15 protein-coding genes are annotated in these 20902 nt (G+C 76.1%); 10 read left to right on the top strand and 5 right to left on the bottom strand.

Annotated features, from left to right (window positions below):
* Positions 1-323: 323 nt before the first annotated feature.
* Positions 324-1928: a phosphodiester glycosidase family protein gene (locus IAG43_RS08575; protein ID WP_187740161.1), complete on the top strand. Its 1605-nt coding sequence runs from the start codon at positions 324-326 to the stop codon at positions 1926-1928.
* 60 nt (positions 1929-1988) lie between these two features.
* Positions 1989-2705: a TetR/AcrR family transcriptional regulator gene (locus IAG43_RS08580; protein ID WP_187740162.1), complete on the top strand. Its 717-nt coding sequence runs from the start codon at positions 1989-1991 to the stop codon at positions 2703-2705.
* Here IAG43_RS08580 and IAG43_RS08585 read toward each other — a convergent pair.
* The 3 genes from IAG43_RS08585 to IAG43_RS08595 all read right to left on the bottom strand — a co-directional run bounded on the left by IAG43_RS08585 (position 2690) and on the right by IAG43_RS08595 (position 6193).
* Positions 2690-3040, bottom strand: coding sequence for a 5-carboxymethyl-2-hydroxymuconate Delta-isomerase (locus tag IAG43_RS08585; RefSeq protein WP_187740163.1), 351 nt, complete (start codon positions 3038-3040; stop codon positions 2690-2692). The two genes, IAG43_RS08580 and IAG43_RS08585, sit on opposite strands and share 16 nt — an antisense overlap.
* Positions 3041-3161: 121 nt before the next feature.
* Positions 3162-5309, bottom strand: coding sequence for a bifunctional serine/threonine-protein kinase/ABC transporter substrate-binding protein (locus IAG43_RS08590; protein ID WP_425508639.1), 2148 nt, complete (start codon positions 5307-5309; stop codon positions 3162-3164).
* 5 nt (positions 5310-5314) lie between these two features.
* Positions 5315-6193 (bottom strand): hypothetical protein, encoded by an 879-nt coding sequence (locus IAG43_RS08595; protein WP_246574163.1) that lies wholly within the window; start codon positions 6191-6193, stop codon positions 5315-5317.
* A gap of 241 nt (positions 6194-6434) precedes the next feature.
* On the opposite strand from IAG43_RS08595, the gene IAG43_RS08600 reads away from it, so the two are divergent.
* Positions 6435-7526 (top strand): LacI family DNA-binding transcriptional regulator, encoded by a 1092-nt coding sequence (locus IAG43_RS08600; RefSeq protein WP_187740164.1) that lies wholly within the window; start codon positions 6435-6437, stop codon positions 7524-7526.
* 74 nt (positions 7527-7600) lie between these two features.
* Positions 7601-8545, top strand: a complete 945-nt coding sequence (locus IAG43_RS08605) for a phosphatase PAP2 family protein (protein WP_246574164.1) — start codon at positions 7601-7603, stop codon at positions 8543-8545.
* A 78-nt stretch (positions 8546-8623) separates the two neighbouring features.
* Here the strand turns inward: IAG43_RS08605 and IAG43_RS08610 are convergent, their stop codons facing one another.
* Entirely contained in the window at positions 8624-11608 is a 2985-nt protein-coding gene (locus tag IAG43_RS08610; protein WP_187740165.1) for a bifunctional [glutamine synthetase] adenylyltransferase/[glutamine synthetase]-adenylyl-L-tyrosine phosphorylase, read from the bottom strand.
* Between the two features lie 461 nt (positions 11609-12069).
* On the opposite strand from IAG43_RS08610, the gene IAG43_RS08615 reads away from it, so the two are divergent.
* The 6 genes from IAG43_RS08615 (at position 12070) to IAG43_RS08640 (ending at position 18545) form a co-directional block, all read left to right on the top strand.
* Positions 12070-14262: a PIG-L family deacetylase gene (locus IAG43_RS08615; protein WP_187740166.1), complete on the top strand. Its 2193-nt coding sequence runs from the start codon at positions 12070-12072 to the stop codon at positions 14260-14262.
* Between the two features lie 184 nt (positions 14263-14446).
* Positions 14447-14971, top strand: a complete 525-nt coding sequence (locus tag IAG43_RS08620; RefSeq protein ID WP_187740167.1) for a pyridoxamine 5'-phosphate oxidase family protein — start codon at positions 14447-14449, stop codon at positions 14969-14971.
* A 161-nt stretch (positions 14972-15132) separates the two neighbouring features.
* Positions 15133-15564, top strand: a complete 432-nt coding sequence (locus IAG43_RS08625; protein WP_187740168.1) for a VOC family protein — start codon at positions 15133-15135, stop codon at positions 15562-15564.
* Positions 15565-15699: 135 nt separating this feature from the next.
* The gene (locus tag IAG43_RS08630; protein ID WP_187740169.1) at positions 15700-17067 is read left to right on the top strand and encodes a serine/threonine-protein kinase; all 1368 of its coding nucleotides are present in this window, start codon (positions 15700-15702) and stop codon (positions 17065-17067) included.
* Positions 17068-17081: 14 nt separating this feature from the next.
* Entirely contained in the window at positions 17082-17318 is a 237-nt protein-coding gene (locus IAG43_RS08635) for a hypothetical protein (protein WP_187740170.1), read from the top strand.
* Between the two features lie 153 nt (positions 17319-17471).
* The gene (locus tag IAG43_RS08640) at positions 17472-18545 is read left to right on the top strand and encodes a substrate-binding domain-containing protein (RefSeq protein ID WP_187740171.1); all 1074 of its coding nucleotides are present in this window, start codon (positions 17472-17474) and stop codon (positions 18543-18545) included.
* Between the two features lie 157 nt (positions 18546-18702).
* On the opposite strand, the gene IAG43_RS08645 is transcribed toward IAG43_RS08640, so the two are convergent.
* On the bottom strand, positions 18703-20898 hold the full coding sequence (locus IAG43_RS08645; protein ID WP_246574165.1) for a DUF2264 domain-containing protein: 2196 nt from the start codon (positions 20896-20898) through the stop codon (positions 18703-18705).
* Positions 20899-20902: the final 4 nt, after the last annotated feature.

The following is a 20902-nucleotide window of genomic DNA, read 5'->3' on the forward strand; positions in this document are numbered from 1 at the left end:
AGCGTCGGCGTTCCCGGCACTGACCCCCGGCACGCACCGTCCCCGGTCGCCCCCTCCCGGGCACACCGTCCCCGGGCACATCGTCCCTGGGTACCCCTCCTGCGGAGGCCCCGTGCGCGTGGACTACTGTCCCCCTGCGCACCCTCCCCTGTGTTCGCCCCCCGACGGCCTGTCAGGCCCTTCCGCAAGAGCCGGAACGGCTCATTCTGCATGGCCGGTCCGGAGGCTTCCACAGGGCTGCCACGGCTGTTGTACTCCGAGACATCTGCCCGCAATCGACTGCGCCTTGCCTTGCCTTACGTTCCGACGACGGAAGGACGCTCATGCAGCGCACGTCCCTTTCCCTGGCGGCCGCGACAGCGGCGGCGACGGTGCTGGGTGCGGTGGCGGCCGTGCCCGGAGCCCAGGCCGCGCCGCAACCGCCCGACGCCACCCGGCCCCAGCCCCCGTCCGCGACGCGCCCGCTCCAGCCGAGCGCCCCGCCGGTGACCACCACCGTGGCTCCCGGGGTCACCCTGACCTCCATGGCGTTCGGCCGCCAGGACGCGGACGACAAGTGGACGGTCCACGTGTACCTGCCCGTCGAACCGGACGGACCGCTGTCCTCCGCGAACACCGCCCTCGGCCCCCGCGCGACCGCCGACCGTGTGGCTGCGGCGCTGCGGGACAAGGGCTTCGCGCCGCGCGTCGAGGAGATCAGGACCCCCGACTTCGCCGACCGGCGCGCCGGGACGCTCGGCTGGACCGTCCGCATCGGCAGGTACGCGGCGGAGGCCGGGGCCTCGGCGGACCTCGCCCGCGTCAAGGCGGCCGGATTCGCCGGCGGCACCCGGTACACCCCCCAGGACGGGTCGGACCTCCGGGCGCCGCACAAGGTGCACGTGATGCGGGTGGACCTCCGCAGCTTCGGTGGCTCGCTCGACACGGCCTTCGGGCCGACGCTGAAGGGCACCGAGAAGCTGACCGACCTCATGGCCGCCGCGGGCGCCACGGCCGGCGTCAACGCCCAGTGGTTCTACAACGACGCCCCCGGCGGCCTGTACGTGAAGGACGGCAGGATCATCGGCTCGGCGACCCAGGGCCGGGCCGGGATCAGGTTCTCCGACGGCGGCCGGGCGTTCGACGTGGACACCTTCCGGGCCCGGGTGACGCTGCGCGCGGGCGGCGCGACCGCGGAGATCGACGGGGTGAACCGGATACCCGGCGAGGTGTGGAACTGCGGCGGCGTGGGCGGCGACCTGCCGACCGAGAAGCCCCAGCACGACCTCAAGTGCACGGACGACAGCGAGCTGGTGCGGTTCACCCCGGAGTGGGGGCAGCCCCCGTCCGGGGCGGGCGCGGAGGCCGTGCTGGACGCGAGCGGCCGGGTGATCGCGGTCAACGCCTCGCGCGGGGCGGCGGTTCCGGCCGGCGGCTCGGTGATCCAGGCGACGGGTGCGAGCGCCGCCTGGCTGCTCGCCCACCTGCCGGCCGGCACGCAGACCTCCGTCACCGAAGAGGTGTGGGACAGCCGCAACAGCAAGGTCCCGCTCACCGCCGGCACGACGATCCTCCAGGTCGGCCCCGCCCTCGTCCGGGACGGCCGGGTGTCGGTCAACGCGGTGGGCGACGGCATCCTCCGCGAGGGGCCGGACCGGACCTTCACGTACAACTGGACCGTGCGGGCCAACCCCCGTTCGATGATCGGGGTCGACGACCGGGGACGGCTGATGATCGTGGTCGTCGACGGCCGGCAGGCGGGGTACAGCGAGGGCCTCGGGATCGCGTCGGCGGCCCAGTTGATGCGGCAGCTCGGGGCGCGTGAGGCGATGAACCTCGACGGCGGCGGTTCCAGCGTGATGGCGACGGCGTCCGCCGGCATAGTCAACCGCCCCTCCGACTCGACCGGTCAGCGTGCGCTCGGCACGGTGCTGCTGCTGCGTCCCTGACCTCCCCGGACGTCACCGGGCCCCGGTCGGGCGGGCGCGGGCACTCGGTAGGGTGTTCGTATGACGACCGGGGTGCGGCGCAGGATGGGCGTCGAGGAACGCAGGCAGCAGCTGATCGGCGTGGCGCTGGAGCTGTTCAGCCACCGCTCCCCCGACGACGTGTCCATCGACGAGATCGCGGCCGCCGCCGGCATCTCGCGGCCGCTGGTCTACCACTACTTCCCGGGCAAGCAGAGCCTGTACGAGGCGGCACTGCGCCGCGCGGCGGACGAGCTCTCCGCGCTCTTCGACGAGCCGCACGACGGCCCGCTCGGCGCCCGTCTGCTGCGGGTCATGGGCCGCTTCTTCGACTTCGTCGACGAACACGGTCCCGGTTTCTCGGCGTTGATGCGCGGCGGTCCGGCCGTCGGCTCGTCCACCACCCACGCGATGATCGACGAGGTGCGGCAGGCCGCGTACGAGCAGATCCTCGCCCATCTCGGCGTCGCCGATCCGTCGCCGCGTCTCGCGCTGGTGGTCCGCTCCTGGGTGTCGCTCGCCGAGTCGACCGCGCTCATCTGGCTGGACGGGCGGCGGGTGCCGCGTGCCGAGCTGGAGTTGCAGCTGGTGCACGACTTCGCCGCGCTGGCGGCGGTGAGCGCGGCGTACGACGAGGAGATGGCCGGGGTGCTGGCGGGCCTCCTCTCCCAGGAGCCGGCCGACGGCCCGTTCGGCGATCTCGTCGGCCGGCTGGTGCGGCTGGGTCCGCTGATGGTGCCCGGTCAGCGCTTGCGGTAGGACGCTTCCAGGTCCCGGATCTCGGCGGAGACGTACGACGCGCCGCCGGCCGCGGCGGCGAGGTGCTCCGCGACCAGGTCCACCACGGCCTGCGACAGCCGCGCCTTGACCTCCTCGCTGCGGCCGGGCAGCAGGGCGATGCCGACGTGGACCAGCGGGGCGTCGCTCCCGCCGTCGCCGACGACGGTCTCGTCGGCGGGACGGAAGCGGGTCTTGCACGCCTCCAGGCGGGTGCCGACGGTGTCGACGACCAGCCGGTGGAGGGCGAGGGCGAACTTCTGCCGGTCGAGGGCGGATCGGGCGGTGGGCGAGCAGTCGACGGTGATCTGCGGCACGGAAGGCTCCGGGGGTGCGGCGACAAGGACGCCCCATCGTCGCAGAAAGCCCTTTCCATCGCGCCCCGTCGGGCATCGTCCGAGGCAGCGGCCGCGCCGGCGGCCCGCGACGGGGGCGGTCTCACACCGCCTTCGGGTCCGGCCCGAGGAAGCGGAACGCGCCGCCCGTCACCCGGTAGAAGAAGGTGCCGGTGCCCACGAAGGCGCCGTTCTCCGGTTCGAAGGCGTAGGTCCTGGACACGCCCTCGTACCGGGTCTTGCGCAGCACGGGCACCAGGTCGCCGCGGGTGACGCGCTCCCTCCCGAGCTCCCGGACGCAGGAGGCGACCAGGCGGACGGTGTCGTACGCCTCCGCCGCGAACGGCGGGGGCGCGGCGCCGTCCCAGCGGGTGCGGAAGGCGCGGGTGAACGCGCGGGCCGCGGGCGCGGCGAGCGGGTCGGTGGCGGTGGAGACGACGAGCCAGCCGTCGGCCGCCGCGCCCGCCGAGGCGAGGAACCCCTGCTCGTGCGCGGCCTGTCCGGCGATGCGCGGTCCGCGGTAGCCCGCCCTGTCGAGGGCGCGGGCGAAGTCGGCCGCGGACCGGGCGCCGCCCCCGTGCACGACGGCCCCGGGCCGGGCCGCGACCAGGGCGCGCGCCCGGGCGTCGAGGCCGGCGGCGCCGGTGCCCTCCGGGACGGTGTGGGCGAGGACGGTGCGTCCGCCGGTCCCGCGCAGTCCCTCGGCGAGGAAGCGGGTCGTCTGCCGTCCGTACTCGCTCTCGTCGTCGACGACGGCGATGTCGTCGAGGCCGTGCAGTCCGAGGTACTGGGCGACCGGGTACATCTGCATGGCGTTGCTGGGCCGGGCGCAGAGGAAGACCCGGTTCATGTGGCGGGTGTCGCCGTCCAGCGCGCTCAGCAGGGTGAGCGCCGCCTCGTCGTAGGCGCCGAGCACCGCGCCGGCCGCCTCGACGCCGGTCGCGCCCACCACGGCGACGACGCGTTCGTCGGCGGCGAGCCGGGCGGCGGCGCCGCGCGCGGCCCCGGGGTCGCCGCGGTCGTCGGCGACGGTGAGGGCGAGGGTGAACGGCTCGTCCGCGCGGGCGTTGTGCTCCTCGACCGCGAGCCGCATCCCGCGTTCGTGGGCGGTGCCCGCCGCGCGTCCCGGTCCGCTCAGATCGGCCTGGAGCCCGAGCCGGACGACGGGCCGGGCGGCGGGCCCGGCGCCGTCCGTGCCGCCGTCGCGCCGGTCCCGTCCGATGAGCCAGGCGGTGGTGCCGCCGGTGGCGAGGACCGCCGCGCCGGAGCCGATCCAGGCCAGCATGCGGCGTCTGCGGGGCGGTTCGGGATGCGGGGCGGCCGTGGCCGTGGCGCCGTCGGGCGCCGGCGGCGGGACCCAGGTGGCCTCGATGTCGGGCAGCGCCAGCATCCGCGCGGAGCGTTCGGCGATGAGATGGCTGACGGACGCGGGCAGCCAGCCGCCGTCCGCGGTGTCGGCGGCCCAGGCGGCGCGCAGCGCGGCCGCGTCCGGCCGGCGCGCGGGGTCCTTGTCCAGACAGGCGCGCACCAGGGGGAGGAGTTCGCCGGGCACGCCGTCGAGGGCCGGCTCGTCGTGCACCGTGCGGAACAGCATGGCCTCCACCGGGCCGCTGCCGAAGGGCCGTTGCCCGGTCGCCGCGTGGACGAGCACGCACCCGAGCGAGAACACGTCGCTCGGCGGCCCGACCGGGGCGCCGGTGGCCTGCTCGGGCGAGAGGAACCCGGGCGAGCCGACGACCATGTCGGTCGCGGTGAGCACCGTGTCGTCCAGCGCGCGGGCGATGCCGAAGTCGATCAGGCGGGGTCCGTCGGGGGCGAGCAGCACGTTTCCCGGCTTCACGTCCCGGTGCACCATGCCCGCCCGGTGCACGGCGTCCAGGGCCTCGGCGAGCATGGCGCCGAGCGCCCGCAGCGCGGGCGCGGGCAGCGGACCGGTGGCGGCGACGGCGTCGGCGAGCGCCGGTCCGGGGACGAACTCCGTGGCCAGCCAGGGGGACGCGGCCTCCGTGTCGGCGTCGACGACCGGCACGGCGTAGCGGTTGACGACCCGGCGGGCGATGGCGACCTCGCGCCGGAAACGGGTGCGGAAGGAGGCGTCGCCCGCGTACTCGGCGCGGATCAGTTTGATGGCGACGAGGGCGCCGCCCCGGGAGCGGCCGAGCAGCACCACGCCCATGCCGCCGGCGCCGAGCCGGCCGACGACGCGGTAGCCGGCGACGTGCGCGGGGTCGCCCGGTCCGGGCGGCTGCAGATGGCTCACTTCAGCTCCAGCTCCACGCGGTAGAGCATCTTGGCGCCCGCCTCGGCGGCGAAGCGGATCAGGTCGGTCGTCTCGTACCCCTCGGCTCCCTTGACGGAGACGGCCGTGGTGACGGTTCCGATCCGGGACTTGCTCCAGACGTACTCCTGCGGGCCGCCGGAGCCGGGGCCGGTCCACCGCCCGGCCTCGAAGAGGGTGGCGTCGGCGTTCTTCACGTCCTTCGGGTCCAGGTGCATGGACATCAGGCCGTCGAGCCGCTGCCCGCCGCCGAGTTGCTGCACCGGGCAGCGGAAGCTCTCCTGGACGGTGTCCTTCATCTCGCGGTCCGCGAGCGCCTCGTCGCGGTGCACGGTCACCGTGAGGGAGCCCTGGACGCGGCCCTTGCCGTCCTTCGCGGGCATGTCGATGCGCCGGGTGTAGCTGTCCAGCATCCCGGGCGGCAGCGGGGTGCGCGTCCACACGCAGGTGTCGGGGAGCAGCGGGCGGGTCCCGGCGTTCTCGTACGGGTCGTGGCGGACCATGCCCGGGGTCCAGTCGGCGGGCTCCAGCGAGGCGTTGCGGGTGAGTTCGCGGGCCCGTTCCGGGGTCCTGGGGACGCGTGCGGGATCGGGCGTGAAGTCGTAGGCGTCCGGCAGCGCTCCGGTCGTGGAGCCGGCCGACGGAGACGGGGACGGTGACGGTGACGCGTCGGCCGAGGGGGAGGCGGACGCGGTGGGCGCGGCGCCCCGGGTGCTGGTGCGTTCCTGGCCTCCGCAGCCCGTGGCGAGGGCGGCGAGGGCGAGGGCGGCGCAGCCCACCGCCGCGGTGCGGCTGGCCGGGCGCCCGGCCGGGCGGGTGTGCTCCGGTCCGTGCTGTGACGGCGGTGTTCCTGGCATGTCGTCCCCCCGTGGTCCCGCCCGCCGGCCCGCGGGCCGTGCCGCCCCCGCGGCGTCCGGTGCGAGGCGAGCGTATGCGGCGCGGGTGAACGGCGCCTGAGTGTGCGTACTCAGGACGGCACCGTTGAACTACCCGGTGTCGACGCGCTCTTCGTCCCCCGGCCGTGCCCGCGGGGCCGGGGGCGCCGGGCGTCGCGGGGCGGTGTGGGCAGGCGCGGGGGGCTGCGGGTACAGTCCGATCGTGACCGCTCCCGCACGCCTGGCCGACATCGCCGCCCAGGCGGGGGTCAGCGAAGCGACGGTGAGCCGGGTTCTCAACGGGAAGCCCGGAGTCGCCGCGACCACCCGCCAGTCCGTCCTCGCCGCTCTCGACGTGCTCGGCTACGAGCGCCCCGTGCGGCTGCGGCTGCGCAGCGCCGGCCTGGTCGGACTGATCACGCCCGAGCTGGAGAACCCGATCTTCCCCGCGCTCGCGCAGGTGATCGGCCAGGCGCTGACCCGCCAGGGGTACACCCCGGTGCTCGCCACCCAGACGCCCGGCGGCTCCACCGAGGACGAGCTGACCGAGATGCTGGTGGAGCGGGGCGTCTCCGGGATCATCTTCGTGTCCGGTCTGCACGCCGACACCACCGCGGACACCCAGCGCTACGAGCGGCTGCGCGCGCAGGGGGTGCCGTTCGTCCTCGTGGACGGGTTCTCGCCGCACGTGCGGGCGCCGTTCATCTCGCCGGACGACCGCGGGGCGATGCAGCTGGCGGTGACCCATCTGGTGTCGCTCGGTCACGTACGGCTCGGACTGGCCGTCGGGCCGCGCCGTTTCGTCCCGGTGCAGCGGAAGATCGAGGGATTCGTCCGGGCGGTCGGCGACCAGCTCGGCTGCGATCCGCACACCGTCGAGCACGAGCTGATACAGCACTCGCTCTACACCTTGGAGGGCGGCCAGGCCGCCGCCTCCGCGCTGATGGACCGCGGGTGCACGGCCGTCGTCTGCGCCAGCGACATGATGGCGCTGGGCGCGATACGGGCGGCCCGGCAGCGGGGGCTGGAGGTGCCGGACGACGTCTCCGTCGTGGGTTTCGACGACTCCCCGCTGATCGCCTTCACCGATCCGCCGCTGACCACGGTGCGCAAGCCGGTGCCCGCGATGGGGCAGGCCACGGTACGCGCGCTGCTGGAGGAGATCGGCGACGCGCACTCGGGCGAGGGGGCCGGGCGGCGGGCTCCGGTGCACGGGGAGTTCGTGTTCATGCCGGAGCTGGTGGTGCGCGGTTCCACGGCCTCCGCCCCCCGGCAGACCCCCCTGCCGGACCCCCGGGTACCCCCTCGTCCGTAGGGTGGAGCGGGTGCGGCGATGACCCGACCGAGGGATGATCAGGGTGGGCCGTGTTTCTGGCAGACTCTCGTCCCATGGGTGAAGCGACCGTGAAGACTCTCGACAGCCGGACGGCGACCCCGTCACCCATCACGGAGGACGAGGCCGCGGTCCCCTCCACGCAGCACGACGACGCGCAGCACGACGAGGCGCGCCCCGACGGTGCGCGCCGCCGCCGCGCACCGCGGCGGGTCCGGCGTCCGCGGATCTGGTTCGAAGTCCTGCTGATCGCGGTGAGTTACTGGACGTATTCGCTGATCCGCAACGCGGTCCCGGAGCAGAAGGAGCAGGCGCTCCGCAACGCCGACTGGATCTGGGAGGCCGAGAAGACCCTCGGCATAGCGGTGGAGCAGTCCGTCAACCACGCCGTGAACTCGGTGACGTGGCTGATCGTGGCGATGAACTACTACTACGCGACGCTCCACTTCGTGGTGACCATCGGCGTCCTCGTCTGGCTCTACCGGTGGCACCCGGGCCGCTACGCCGCGGCCCGGCTGGTCCTGTTCGCCACCACCGGTGTGGCACTGGTCGGTTACTACCTGTATCCGCTCGCGCCGCCCCGGCTGATGAACGGGCAGGACTTCGTCGACACCGTGCTGGTGCACCAGACCTGGGGCTCCATGGCCTCCGGCAACCTCAAGAACATGTCCAACCAGTACGCGGCGATGCCGTCGATGCACATCGGCTGGTCGCTCTGGTCCGGGCTGATCATCTGCGCGCTGGCGACGGCCCCGTGGGCGAAGATCCTGGGCGCCCTGTACCCGACGCTCACCCTGGTCGTGATCGTGGCGACCGCGAACCACTTCTGGCTCGACGCGGTGGGCGGCATGATCTGCCTGGCGTTCGGCTTCGGCGTCTCGTACGCCTGGTACCGGGCGCTCCCCCAGGGGCTGCCTCGGCAGGTGTCCGCGGAGCCGGACACCCCGCGCACCCCGCTCGCCGCGCGGCTCGGCCGCCTGCGCGGCCGCTCTCGGGCGTAGGGCCTCTCCGCCGGCCCGGGTTGCGGCGGGCTCGCGTGCCCCGGCCGGTCGGCCCGACGCCTCGCCCGCCCCGGCCGGTCAGCCCCCGTAGAACACCTCCTCCACCACGGCCCGTGCCCGGCGGGTGACGCGGCGGTAGTCGTCCAGCATGTCCCCCACGTGACCCGGCCCGTAGCCGAGGTAGCGGCCGACCGCCGCCAGTTCGCGGCCGTCGGAGGGGAAGGTGTCGCCGGCGCGGCCGCGGACCAGCATCACGCCCGCCCGCACCCGGGTGGCCAGCACCCAGGCCTCGTCGAGGACGGCCGCGTCGTCGGCGTCGATCAGACCGGCGTCCCGGGCCGCCGCCAGCGCCTGCCGGGTCCCGGTGGTGCGCAGCTCGGGCACCGACCAGGCGTGGCGCATCTGCAGCAGCTGCACGGTCCACTCGACGTCACTGAGGCCGCCGCGGCCCAGTTTCGCGTGAAGGGTCGGGTCGGCTCCGCGCGGCAGCCGCTCGGACTCCATGCGCGCCTTGAGCCGGCGGATCTCGCGCTCCGCGTCCTCCCCGAGACCCCGCTCCGGGTAGCGCAGCGGGTCGACCAGGGCGATGAAGCGGTCGGCCAGGTCCCGGTCGCCGGCCATGGGCCGGGCGCGCAGCAGGGCCTGGCTCTCCCAGACCAGGGACCAGCGGCGGTAGTACGCCTCGTAGGAGGGGAGGGTGCGGACCAGCGGGCCGCTCTTCCCCTCGGGCCGCAGATCGGCGTCGATGAGCAGCGGCGGATCGGCGGTCGGCAGCTGGAGCAGCCGACGCATCTCGGCGACCACGGTGTTCGCGGCGCGCGCCGCCTCCTGTTCGCCGACGCCCTCGCGGGGCTCGTGGACGAACAGCACGTCGGCGTCGGAGCCGTAGCCGAGCTCCCCGCCGCCGAAACGGCCCATCCCGATGACGGCGAACCGGGTGGGCAGGGTGTCGCCCCACTCGGCGCGCACCGCCGCCCGCAGGGCCCCGGCGATCGTGGCCGCGGTCAGGTCGGTGACGGCGGTGCCGGTCCGGTCGACGAGGGCCCCGGGATCGGCCTCGGCGGGGCTGTCCTCGGTGCCGTACGAGCCGATGAGGTCGGCCGCCGCGGTGCGGAACAGCTCGCGCCGGCGCACCCCGCGGGCCGCGGCGACGGCCGCTTCCGCGGTGTCGGCGCGGCCGACGGCGGCGAGCACCTCCTGCTCCAGGTGCTCGCGCCCGCGCGGGGTCAGCCCGCCGGGGTCGCCGAGGATGGCGACCGCCTCCGGCGCGCGCAGCAGCAGGTCCGGGGCGAGGCGTCCGGCGGACAGCACCCGGGCCAGGTTCTCCGCCGCCGCGCCCTCGTCCCGCAGCAGCCGCAGGTACCAGGGGGTCTGCCCGAGGGCGTCCGAGACCTTGCGGAAGCCGAGGAGCCCCGCGTCGGGGTCGGCGGAGTCGGCGAACCAGCCGAGCAGCACGGGCAGCAGGGTGCGCTGGATGGCGGCCTTGCGGCTGACCCCGGAGGACAGCGCCTCCAGGTGGCGCAGCGCGGTGACCGGGTCGGCGTAGCCGAGCGCCTCCAGCCGCTGGCCGGCCGCCTTGGCGCTGAGCCGCGCCTCGCCGGGGCCGAGCTGGGCGACGGCGTCCAGCAGCGGGCGGTAGAAGATCTTCTCGTGCAGCCGGCGCACGACCGACGCGTGGCGCCGCCACTCCCGGTTGACGGCCGGGACCGGGTCGGTCCGCAGCCCGAGCGAGCGGCCCAGGCGCCGCAGGTCCGCCTCCTGGTCGGGCACCAGGTGGGTGCGGCGCAGCCGGTACAGCTGGATGCGGTGCTCCATGGCGCGCAGGAAGCGGTAGGCGTCGTCGAGCTGGGCGGCGTCGGCGCGGCCCACGTATCCGCCGGACGCCAGCGCCTGGAGGGCGTCCAGGGTGGTGCCGCTGCGCAGACCGGCGTCGCTGCGGCCGTGCACCAGCTGGAGGAGCTGTACGGCGAACTCGACGTCCCGCAGCCCGCCGGGCCCGAGTTTCAGTTCGCGCTCGATCTCGGCGGCCGGGATGTTGTCGACCACGCGGCGGCGCATCTTCTGGACGTCGGGGACGAAGTTCTCGCGTTCGGCGGCCTGCCAGACCAGCGGCGAGACGGCCTGGATGTACTCCTCGCCGAGCGTCAGGTCGCCGGCGACCGCGCGGGCCTTCAGCAGGGCCTGGAACTCCCAGGTCTTGGCCCAGCGCTGGTAGTACGCCAGGTGGCTGGAGAGGGTGCGGACCAGCGGGCCGTTGCGCCCCTCGGGCCGCAGGTTGGCGTCGACGGGCCAGATGGTGCCCTCGACGGTGGTCTCCGAGCAGATCCGCATCAGATGGGAGGCGAGCCGGGTCGCGGCCTGGAGCGCCTTGGCCTCGTCGGCGCCGCCCACCGGCTCGCCGACGAAGATCACGTCGACGTCGGAGACGTAGTTCAGCTCGTGGCCGCCGCACTTGCCCATCGCGATCACGGCCAGCCGGCACAGGGCGGCGTCCTCGGGGGCGGCGGCGCGGGCGATGGCGAGCGCGGCCCGCAGGGTGGCGGTGGCGAGGTCGGCGAGTTCGGCGGCCGCCTGGGCCACGTCGGTCGTGCCGCACACGTCGCGGGCGGCGATGGCGAGCAGGCAGCGGCGGTAGGAGACGCGCAGCGCCACCGCGTCGTCCGCGTCGGCGAGACCGCGCTCGAACTCGGCCACGCCGGGGTGCAGGTCGGTGGACTCGTAGGTGTAGAGGGCCTGCCAGTCGTGCGGGTGGCGGGCCAGGTGGTCGCCGAGCGCCTCGGAGGCGCCGAGGACGCCGAGCAGCCGGTCGCGCAGCGGTTTGGCGGTGACGAGGGTGTCGAGGAAGCGGCGGCGCTCCCCCTCCTCGTGGGCCTCCGCGATCCGGACGAGGGAGCGCAGCGCCAGATCGGGGTCGGCGGTGGCCCCGAGCGCGTCGAGCAGGACGGGGTCGCCGCGCACGGCCGACATCGCGGGCAGGTCGAGGAGCCGCTCGGCGGCGGACGGGTCCGTGAAGCCGTGCCGGAGGAGCCGGCTGAACGTGCTGCTTCTGCGCCCCGGGGTCATCCCGTTCTCCTGTTCCGCCCGCCCCGTGTGGATCGGGGACCGGTTCGAGACTAAGGGTGCGCCCACCCGATCAGGGCGAACGGCGGCGCGGTGGCACAGACGCGGGCCCGTGGGGCGGGCGGGGGCTGGTGGGTCGGGCGGGGGCCGGGGGGCGCGGTGGCACAGACGCGGGCCGGTGGGTCGGGCGGGCCTTGTGTGACGGAAGGGGTGCGTGAGATGTGCCATGTTCCTGGCACAAACGCCCCGCCGGACCGCATGATCGGTGTTTCCGTCCTCCTGACCGGTCGGTGGCGAACAGTGCCGTTCACCGCCTTTCGGGGCTTTCGCCGCCTTCGGCGCCCGTCGCGCCGCGGCGGCGCTCCGGCGCCCCCGGCCCGGTCCGGGCGGACGCGCCGGCCGCATCCGGCCGCCGCATCCGCACCTGCTCCACCCTCCACCTGAACACCGAAAGCACCACCGCCATGCGCACGTCCGGGCCCCGCCTCCGCTCCGCCCTGCTGTCCCGTCGCGGCCCGACGGCAGCTCTCCTGATCGCCCCGGTCGCGGTGGCCGGCTGGTTCGCCGGCGCGGCCGGCGGTGCGTCACCCGCCCCCCGTGCGGCCGGTGACACCGCCGCGGCGCACAGCGCGCCGAGACCGTCCGTGCCCCCGCCGGCGCGGAAGGGGGAGACCGGCGGCGGTGCCGCGGCGCCCGCCTCGCACGGCCCGGCGTCGGTGGTGCAGGTCGTCGCCCATCCCGACGACGACCTCTTCTTCATGAACCCGGACACCCGGCAGTCCCTCGTCTCCGGCTCCCGGCTGACCTCCGTGTACCTCACGGCGGGCGAGTCGGACGGGGTGAACGCGGCCCGCACCGGGCCGCTGAGTCCCCCGTCCCCGCCCGCCGCCGACAAGGCCGCCTACGCGGAGGCCCGGCAGAACGGCATACGCGCCGCCTACGCCGAGATGGCGACCGGCGACCGCACCAGCCCGTGGCGGCGGACCGCGATACCCACCGCGGGCGGCGCGACGGCCGAGCTGGACGTGCTCGCCGCCCGCCCCGGGATCGCGCTGGTCTGGGTCCAGCTGCGGGAGGCCGGATCGGTCACCGGAGACCGGCCGGTGAGCCTGCACGGGCTGTGGGACGGGCGGGTCGGCGCCCTCCCCTCGCAGCTCGCCTCCGGCTCCCCGGTGCGGCGGGACTTCGCGTACACCAAGGAGGACGTCGTCGCCACGGTGTCGGGGCTGCTGGAGCGGTTCAGGCCCACCCATGTGCGGATGCAGGACCCGACGCCCGGCCGGGTCGGCGGCGACGGCCCGTACACCGACCACCAGGACCACCTCTTCGGCGCCCGGTTCGCCCAGGCGGCCCTCGCCCGCTACGCGCGCGTCCCGGACCGTCCGGCGTTCAGCGTGCAGAACTACCTGGGGTACTTCACCAGCGGCCTGCCGCGCACCCTCGACCCCGGGGCCGCGGCGGCGAAGCTGCGCACCATGCACACCTACGCCTGGACGGACCCCGGGAACTACTGCGGCTCCCCCGCCGGCTGCGGCGACCGGAAAGTGGCCGCCCGGCCCCGCGGCCACGGCTGGACCGACTCCGTCCGCTACACCCGCGGCGAGTCGACGTCCTGGACGCAGCCGGGCCGGGACGGCGGGCTGTGGGCGTTCTCCGTGCTCGACACCCGGCTCGCGGTCTGGCACCGCGCGCCGGGCGCGCACGGTGCCTGGAGCGGACCGCGGCTGCTGCCCGGTGCGGGTCTCGACAGCGGGGTGACCTCCGTGCGGCTGCGGGACGGCCGCGTCGCCGTGTTCGCCACCCGCACGACGCTGGGCGAGGGCCCCGGCGGGTACCGCCGCGAGGTGGTGAGCGCCGTCCAGCGCACACCGGACGGCGCCTTCGGCCCGTGGCGGTCCCTGGGCACACCGGAACGCGACGACGCGAGCGGCCTCTCCGACATCAGCGCACCCGCTGCGGCCGTCGACCGGGCGGGGCGGATCACCGTCTACCTGCGCACCAGCCGCTACACCCTGAGCTCCCTCGCCCAGCGCGACGACGGCAGCTGGACCGGGTGGCGCGACCGGGGCGGCCGCGATCTGCACGGCGACCCGGTGGTCGCGTCCGACGCGAGCGGCCGCCAGCACGTCTTCGCCGCCGGGCCGGCGACGGTGTGGTCCTGGACGCAGCAGGCGCCGGGCGCCCCGCTGACCGGTCCGGCGGCGACCGGCCTCCCGCCGACGACGCTGGCGCTGAGCGCGGCGCCGGACGGCGACGGCGTACGGCTCTGGTTCCGCAAGCCCGCCTCCGGGGCGGTCCGCACGGTCCGCTTCTCCGGCCCGGTGGCCTCCGGCGTCACCGAACTCGGCGGGCCCGCGGGCTTCGGCCCGGTCAGCGCCTCCGGCCCCGGGAACACGCTGCTCGCCGCCCGCTCCGGTACGGGCGTCCCCGGCGTGTCGTTCCCGCCGGCCGGCGGGAACGGCGCCGCGGGCAGCGGCGGGAGCGGCGGCGCGGGTGCCGCCGGCCGCACCGCGGACACGGGACGGTGGCACGCCGCCGGCCCGCTCTTCGTCGGCGCGCCCTCGGGCACGGGGACGGGCCTGGGAGCGGTGGGCCAGGACGGGCGGCTCTACTGGTCGCCGCCCGGTGGCTCCGGCGGCTGGACGCCGGTCGGCTGAACGGCGCGGGGGGGCGCGGGCGGGGCGGACCCGGGCGGGGGGCGGGGCGCGGGCGGGACGGGGGTGTGGGGACGAACCCGGACGGGGCCGCGGCGGGAACGCGCACGGCCACCGATGAGTCCGGCGGCCCGGGACGGTCACCACTCGGCGGCACCCCTGCCGCGCGAGGCGAGAGGACCCGATCATGCCCCCGACACCCGCTGCCGAGCCGGCCACCCGGCTGGACCCGCGCTTCAGCGACCCCAGGGCCGCCGCGGCGCCCTGGTCCGACGCGGTCGCCCTGCTGGAGGCCGCCGAGGTCTTCTGGCTGACGACCGTCCGCCCCGACGCGCGGCCGCACGTCACCCCCCTGATCGCGGTCTGGCACGACGGCGCGCTGCACTTCTGCACCGGCCCCGCCGAGCGCAAGGCGCGCAACCTCCGCGACAACCGGTCGGTCGTGCTGACCACGGGCGGCAACACGCTGGGCGAGGGCTCCGACCTGGTCGTCGAGGGCGAGGCGGAACGCGTCACGGACACCGGGACGCTGCGCGCGCTCGCGGCCGCCTACGCCGGGAAGTACGGGCCCGCGTGGACGTTCGGCGTCGGTGACGGCGTGTTTGTCGGCGACGGCGGCGAGGCCCTGGTATTCCGGGTGGCGCCGCGGACCGCGTTCGGCTTCACGAAGGGCGACGCCTTCGGCCAGACCCGCTGGCGCTTCCCGCGCTGACGGACGGCCGGGGAAGCGGCGCCCGCCGTCCGCCGCCACCGCGGGCCGGCGGCCGGCGGCCCGGCCGCGCCGAACCGGCCGACCGTGCCCCGAGCGAACCGACCCCACCCGACGCGACCGTGCCCGAACCGGGCACCACCGACCAGAAAGCAGGACGCGCTGTGGAAATGACCCTCGAAGTGGTGACCCTCCCCGTCTCCGACCTGGACCGTGCGAAGACCTTCTACGCCGACGCCGTGGGCTTCACGGCCGACCTCGACCAGGAAGTGGCCCCGGGCATGCGCATCGTGCAGCTGACCCCGCCGGGCTCGCGCTGTTCCGTCGTCCTCATGTCCGGCATGCCGCGCAACGAGGGGCAGCCCTCGATGGCCCCCGGCTCGCTGCACGCGCTCCAGCTGTGCGTCACGGACATCGCCGCGGCCCATGCCGAGCTCTCCGCACGCGGCGTGCCCGTCTCGCCGGTCCAGCACGTCGGCGAGAAGGGCTGGGAGGAGGGGCCGGGGCAGGAGTGGAACTCGTTCATGTTCTTCAAGGACCCCGACGGCAACTCCTGGTGCGTCCAGGAGGCGCCCGCGCCTCTCTCGGAGCGCTGAGGCCCCGGCCCCGGCGCCGCGCCCGACCCCGCCGTGCCCGCGGGCGGGCGCGGCGGGGTCGCGGGCGGCGGGGCGGCGGGGGACGGCTGCCGGTAGGTCATACTGTGCGCCGAAGATCGAGGGGGCTTGCAGCGGATGGTGCACGGGGCGGACGGCGCGGACCTGCCGGATCGTATCGGCGGGTACGCGGTGGAACGGGAGTTGGGCGCCGGCGGGATGGGCACCGTCTACCTGGCGCGGTCGCGCGGCGGACGGGCGGTGGCCGTGAAGGTGGCCCGCCCCGAACTCGCCGCCGACCCCCACTTCCGCGAACGGTTCCGGGCCGAGGTCGCCGCCGCCCGGAGCGTGGGCGGGTTCCACACCGCGCCGGTGGTGGACGCGGACCCGGACGCGGCGGCCCCCTGGCTGGCCACGGCCTACATCCCCGGACCGACGCTCTCCGCCCTGGTCGCGGCGGAGGGGCCGATGGACGAGGCACGGCTGCGGCAGCTGGGCGCGGCGCTCGCCGAGGCGCTGGCGGCCGTCCACGCCTGCGGTCTGGTGCACCGCGACCTGAAGCCCGGCAACATCATCATGGCCGCGGACGGGCCGCGGGTCCTGGACTTCGGCATCGCGCGGGCCCTGGAGTCGACCCGGCTCACGGCCACCGGGACGGCGTTCGGGACGCCGGGCTTCCTGGCGCCCGAGCAGGCGCAGGGGCTCGACGTCGACGGCGCGGCCGACGTGTTCGCGCTGGGTGCCGTGCTGGTGGCGGCGGCGGGCGGCAGCGCGTTCGGCGCGGGTACGCCGATGGGGCTGATGTACCGGTCGGTGCACGAACCGCCGGACCTCGCCGCGGTACCGGAGGGGCTGCGGCCGGCCGTGGCGTCGTGCCTGGCCAAGGAGCCCGCAGGGCGGCCCACGCCGGCAGAGCTGCTGGACCTGTTCCTGCCCGACGCGGCAGACCACCCGCCCACGGTGGCGCTCCCGCCGCCGCCCCCCTACGCGCCGCACGGGGCCTCGCCGTTCGGACCCCCGCCCCAGGGTGCGGCCGCGTTCGGCCCCCCGCCGCACGGTGCGGCCTCGTTCCCCGGGACGCCGTCCGCTGCCGCCCCGTACGGCGTCGCGCCGTCCGCCCCCGGGCCGTACGGCGCGGCGCCGCCCGCCGCCGGGCCCTACGGCGGGACGCCGCCCCACCAGGCGCCCACCGCCCCCTTCCCGCCGGACGGGACCGCGGGCGGGAACGCGGACGGCGCCGAGCCCGTGTTCATGGCCGTCGACGCCAGGGCCTCGGTCCTGATCGACGCCTCGGGCGTGGCGCTGAGCACGGACGAGCACCATCTCCACTTCCCCTGGCCCGAGATCGGCACCGTCCAGTACGCGCCCGAGGGGCCCAGGCACCTCCGCGTCGTCGTCCGCCTCCGTGACGGCGGCGTCCACCACTGCCTGCTGACAGCCCGCCGCAGGTCCCGCCGCCAGGAGTGGCTGGAGGACCTGCCGCTGATCCTGGAGTGCTTCCTCTGAGCGCCGAGGACACCGTGAGCACCGTTCCGCCGTCCCGGTTCGTGCGGGCCGTCCTGCGCGCCGACGCCTTCGCCGTGTCGTCGGCGGGGACGACCGTGCTGATCGCCGTCATGGTCGCGCTCGTCACCACCGGCACCGCGGCGGGCGGCATCGCGGCGACCGTGCTCTTCGCCGTGTGGATCGCCGTCGGCCGGACCGGCCGACGGCACCGGCGCCGCGGTGGGCCGGGGCCGACCGCCGAGGACCGCTGACGCTCCCCTCCCGCACGGGCCCGCTGTTCAGGTTTGATCACATGACCAACTCGTGATCGGATACGGTCTCAGGCAGAGTCGGCCGCCCCTCGGCGGCGCTCCACCCGAGCGGGCGGTGCCCGGTCCGGAGCCCGACACCCCAGAGGAGAAGCCATGGCCGCTTCGGCACAGGAACGGCGCACCCGGATCCTCGACGTGGTGCGCGAGGCCGGGTCGATCCGGGTCGTGGAGCTCGCCGAGCGTCTCGGCATCCCCGCGGTCACCGTCCGGCGCGACGTCGCCGCGCTCGCCGACGACGGCAGGCTGGAGCGCACCCACGGCTCGGTCGCGCTGCCGGGCGGAGGGGCCGGCGGGCGGGGCGGCGGACAGGGCCGGGTGATCGGCATGCTGGTGCCGACCGTCGGACAGTACTTCGACGAGGTCGTCGCCGGGGCCAGTGCCGCCGCGACGGCGGCCGGCGCGCGGGTGGTCCTCGGCATCGCCCCGTACGGCGCCGGCAGCGACCGCGCCCAGGTCGAGCGCCTGCTGGAGTCGGACGTCGACGGGCTGCTGCTCACACCCAACTGGACGCCCGGCGAAGGGCTGGTGGGCAGCGACTGGCTCGGCGAGCTGCCCGTGCCCGCCGTGCTGACGGAGCGCCGCGCCGCCCCGGCGAGCCCGGCGGCCGGGCTGGACGCGGTCTGCTCCGACCACCGCCACGGGGTTCTCCTCGCCCTGCGCCGCCTCGCCGGGCTCGGTCACGAGGCGGTGCTGCTCGCCGCCCGCGCCGACACCCGCACCGCGCACGAGGTCCGCGCGGGTTACGCGGCGGCGGTGGGGCATCTCGGGCTGGCGCAGCTGCCGGTGATCGACGTCCCGTCCCCCGCGGACTCCCGTTCGCCCGGGGACGACGGCGACCTCGCCGCGCGGATCGCGGAAGCCGCCCGCTCCGGTGTGCGGGCGGTGCTGGTCCACAACGACCAGGACGCCATCCAGCTGCCGCCGCTGCTGCGGGCGCACGGCCTCACGGTCCCCGAGGACATGGCGCTGATCTCGTACGACGACGTCTACGCGTCCCTGTCCCAGCCGCCGCTGACCGCGGTGGCCCCGCCGAAGCGCGCGGTGGGCTCGGAGGCGCTGGGACTGCTGCTGCGCCGGCTCGCGACGGGCGACGAGATGCCCGTCCACCAGACGGAACTGCTCCCCACCCTCAAGATCCGCAAGTCCTGCGGCGGACCGGTCGCCTGACACCCTGTCAGCCGATCCCGCCGACCCGGGACACCTCCGGTTGCGGGGACGGCCCGTGGCCCGGGGCACTGCCGGGTACGGGGACGGCCCGCCGCCCCTCTCCGGCCGGCGGCACGCCGGGCCGGGCCCCTCGGGGCGTCCCGGCCGGCGGGGCTCCTCACTCCCGCGGCACCCCCGTCACCCGCACCCGCCCCGGGCGCAGTTCCGCGTGGTGGGCGGATCCGTCCGGCCAGGTCACCGTGACGGACCAGCCGTCGTCCGGGCGGGAGGTGACGACGGCCCGCGGGCGGTCGTCACCCGAACCGGGCCAGGACCCGGCACCCCCACCGGTCCCGGCACCGGCACCCGCACCGGTCCCGTCCAGGCGGAACGCCGCGGCGAACAGACAGGCGCCGCCCTCGGGGACGACGCCGCGCAGCACCGGCGCGGCAGCCGACGGGCCGAAGGCCGTGGGGGCGCCGGACCGGTGGACCCGTGCCTCGGTCAGCCCGTACAGGCACCGCGCCTCGGAGCGGAGTCCGGCGGGGGTGACGGCGAGGCCGGCGGAGGGGTCGCCGGGGTGCGTGCGGGTGTCCACGCTCTCGCCGGTCACGGCCCAGCCGCCGTGCACGGCCGCGGTACCGGGCGCGGCTCCCGCCACGACGTGGCAGCGGACTTCGTCGGCCCCGTGCGCGAGGGTCAGCGCGGTGACGGTGACGCCGGGCATCTCGCGGCCGCCGGTGCGCGGACGGTGGACCGAGGCGGCCCAGCCCGGACCGGCTCCGAGGGGCTCGATCCGGCCGCGTTCACTGATCCCGCTGCCGAGGGCCTCTCGTTCGGATCTTGGCGGGCTCACGTGCCCTGGCACGCACGCTCGCCGCGTTGTCGTCGGTCGTCGACGCTCCGCGTGGACTCCCTCCTCCGCCTTGCGATCGCACGCACCAGACCCCGCTCGCTGATCCGCCCTGATCCAAACGAAAGGCCCGAGGCCCGTACCCGCCCCCGGCTCCGTGGCCGCCCCCGGCGCGGAGCGGTGCCCCGTCTCCAGACCGAAGCGGTTGTCCGGCAGATCGGTCGTCGGGCCGGTGACGGTGGAGTGGGCGAGGGAGGCGTAGAGCGGGTCGTCGGGGGTGACCCCGTCGCGCGGCTGGTCGTCGCTGCCGTGGTTGTGGAGGCGGACGACGCCGTCGGCCGCGGTGGTCTGGAGCAGCCATCCGGGCTCCGGCAGCGGCTGCACGCGGTCCGCGCGTTCGGCGGGCGCCGGCTCCTCCGTGTCCGTCCACACCGCGTGGTCCGCCGGCAGCAGCAGCCCGAGGAAGCCGCAGGCGGACCAGTAGGGCGAGGCGGGGCCGGAGTAGGGCTGCACCATCGGGGCGTAGGGGCCGTACCAGCCGAGGGTGAGCAGCCCCCGGTCGTCGAGGGCGCCCCGGTCGAGGAAGTGGCGCAGCGCCCCGGAGGCGATCCGGCGGGTGGTGCCGGGCGTCAGGGGGGTGCGGCCGGTGAGGGCCCCGGCCCAGACCGCGGCCGCGGCTCCGAAGCGGTAGGCGAGCGAACGGCCCTGGTGGACGGGCGCCCCGTCGCCGCCGAACATCGAGGCGTAGCCGTCGAGATGGGCGGCGAGCCGGTCGCCGTGCACGGCGGTCAGGGCCGCGTCGCCCGCCAGGTGGGCGTGGAGGACCGGCAGCAGGTGGAGGGCCCAGCCGTTGTAGTGGTCGAAGGCGCGGGGGCGTCCGTCGGTGTACCAGCCGCCGCCGAGGTACCACTGCTCGACCGCTGCCAGCCCCCGGTCCACGGCTGCCCGGGCGGCCTCCGTCTCGATGCCCGCCTCGGCCAGGAAGCCGCCGACGGTGAGCGGGAACAGCCACCAGTTGTTGTCGTGCGGCCGGTGGTGGAGGGCGCCCGCGAGCCAGCGGCCGACGCGTTCGCGGACGCCGTCGTCGAGCCGGTCCCAGAGCCAGGGGCGGGTGAGGCGCAGGCTCAGGGCGACGGAGGACGCCTCGACCATGGCCTGGCTCCGGTCGGTGATCACACCCCAGGAGGTGGTGTCGCCGTCCGCGAGGTCGCGCTCCGCGGTGGGTGTGCGGGTGCCCGCGTCCAGGCCCTCGGCGTAGCGTTCCATGAGCCCGTGCGGGTCGTCGCCGCCCGCGCCGGCGACGCGGAGGGCGGCGAGCTGGAACGTCCGGGCGTAGCCCTCCAGTCCGTCGGAGCGGCGGCCGGAGACGCTGGGCCGCGGGCCGGGGAGGTCGATCAGGGCGTGGCGGGGGCCCGCCCAGGGCCGCACGGCGGCGAGCATCGCGTCGGCCGCCGCTTCCCAGTGGGCCCTGGTCCAGCCGGTGTACGGGCTGCGGGTGCGGTCCTCGGGCGGGAGCTGCATGGCG

Origin of the sequence: Streptomyces genisteinicus (genome assembly GCF_014489615.1) — a bacterium.
GTDB classification, from domain to species: domain Bacteria; phylum Actinomycetota; class Actinomycetes; order Streptomycetales; family Streptomycetaceae; genus Streptomyces; species Streptomyces genisteinicus.

Excerpts from the sequence above, each read along its gene's own strand:
- IAG43_RS08575 (WP_187740161.1), top strand. The coding sequence starts at position 324 with ATGCAGCGCACGTCCCTTTCCCTGGCGGCCGCGACAGCGGCGGCGACG.
- IAG43_RS08580 (WP_187740162.1), top strand. The coding sequence starts at position 1,989 with ATGACGACCGGGGTGCGGCGCAGGATGGGCGTCGAGGAACGCAGGCAG.
- IAG43_RS08595 (WP_246574163.1), bottom strand. The coding sequence starts at position 6,193 with ATGCCAGGAACACCGCCGTCACAGCACGGACCGGAGCACACCCGCCCG.
- IAG43_RS08605 (WP_246574164.1), top strand. The coding sequence starts at position 7,601 with ATGGGTGAAGCGACCGTGAAGACTCTCGACAGCCGGACGGCGACCCCG.
- IAG43_RS08610 (WP_187740165.1), bottom strand. The coding sequence starts at position 11,608 with ATGACCCCGGGGCGCAGAAGCAGCACGTTCAGCCGGCTCCTCCGGCAC.
- IAG43_RS08615 (WP_187740166.1), top strand. The coding sequence starts at position 12,070 with ATGCGCACGTCCGGGCCCCGCCTCCGCTCCGCCCTGCTGTCCCGTCGC.
- IAG43_RS08620 (WP_187740167.1), top strand. The coding sequence starts at position 14,447 with ATGCCCCCGACACCCGCTGCCGAGCCGGCCACCCGGCTGGACCCGCGC.
- IAG43_RS08630 (WP_187740169.1), top strand. The coding sequence starts at position 15,700 with ATGGTGCACGGGGCGGACGGCGCGGACCTGCCGGATCGTATCGGCGGG.
- IAG43_RS08640 (WP_187740171.1), top strand. The coding sequence starts at position 17,472 with ATGGCCGCTTCGGCACAGGAACGGCGCACCCGGATCCTCGACGTGGTG.
- IAG43_RS08645 (WP_246574165.1), bottom strand. The coding sequence starts at position 20,898 with ATGCAGCTCCCGCCCGAGGACCGCACCCGCAGCCCGTACACCGGCTGG.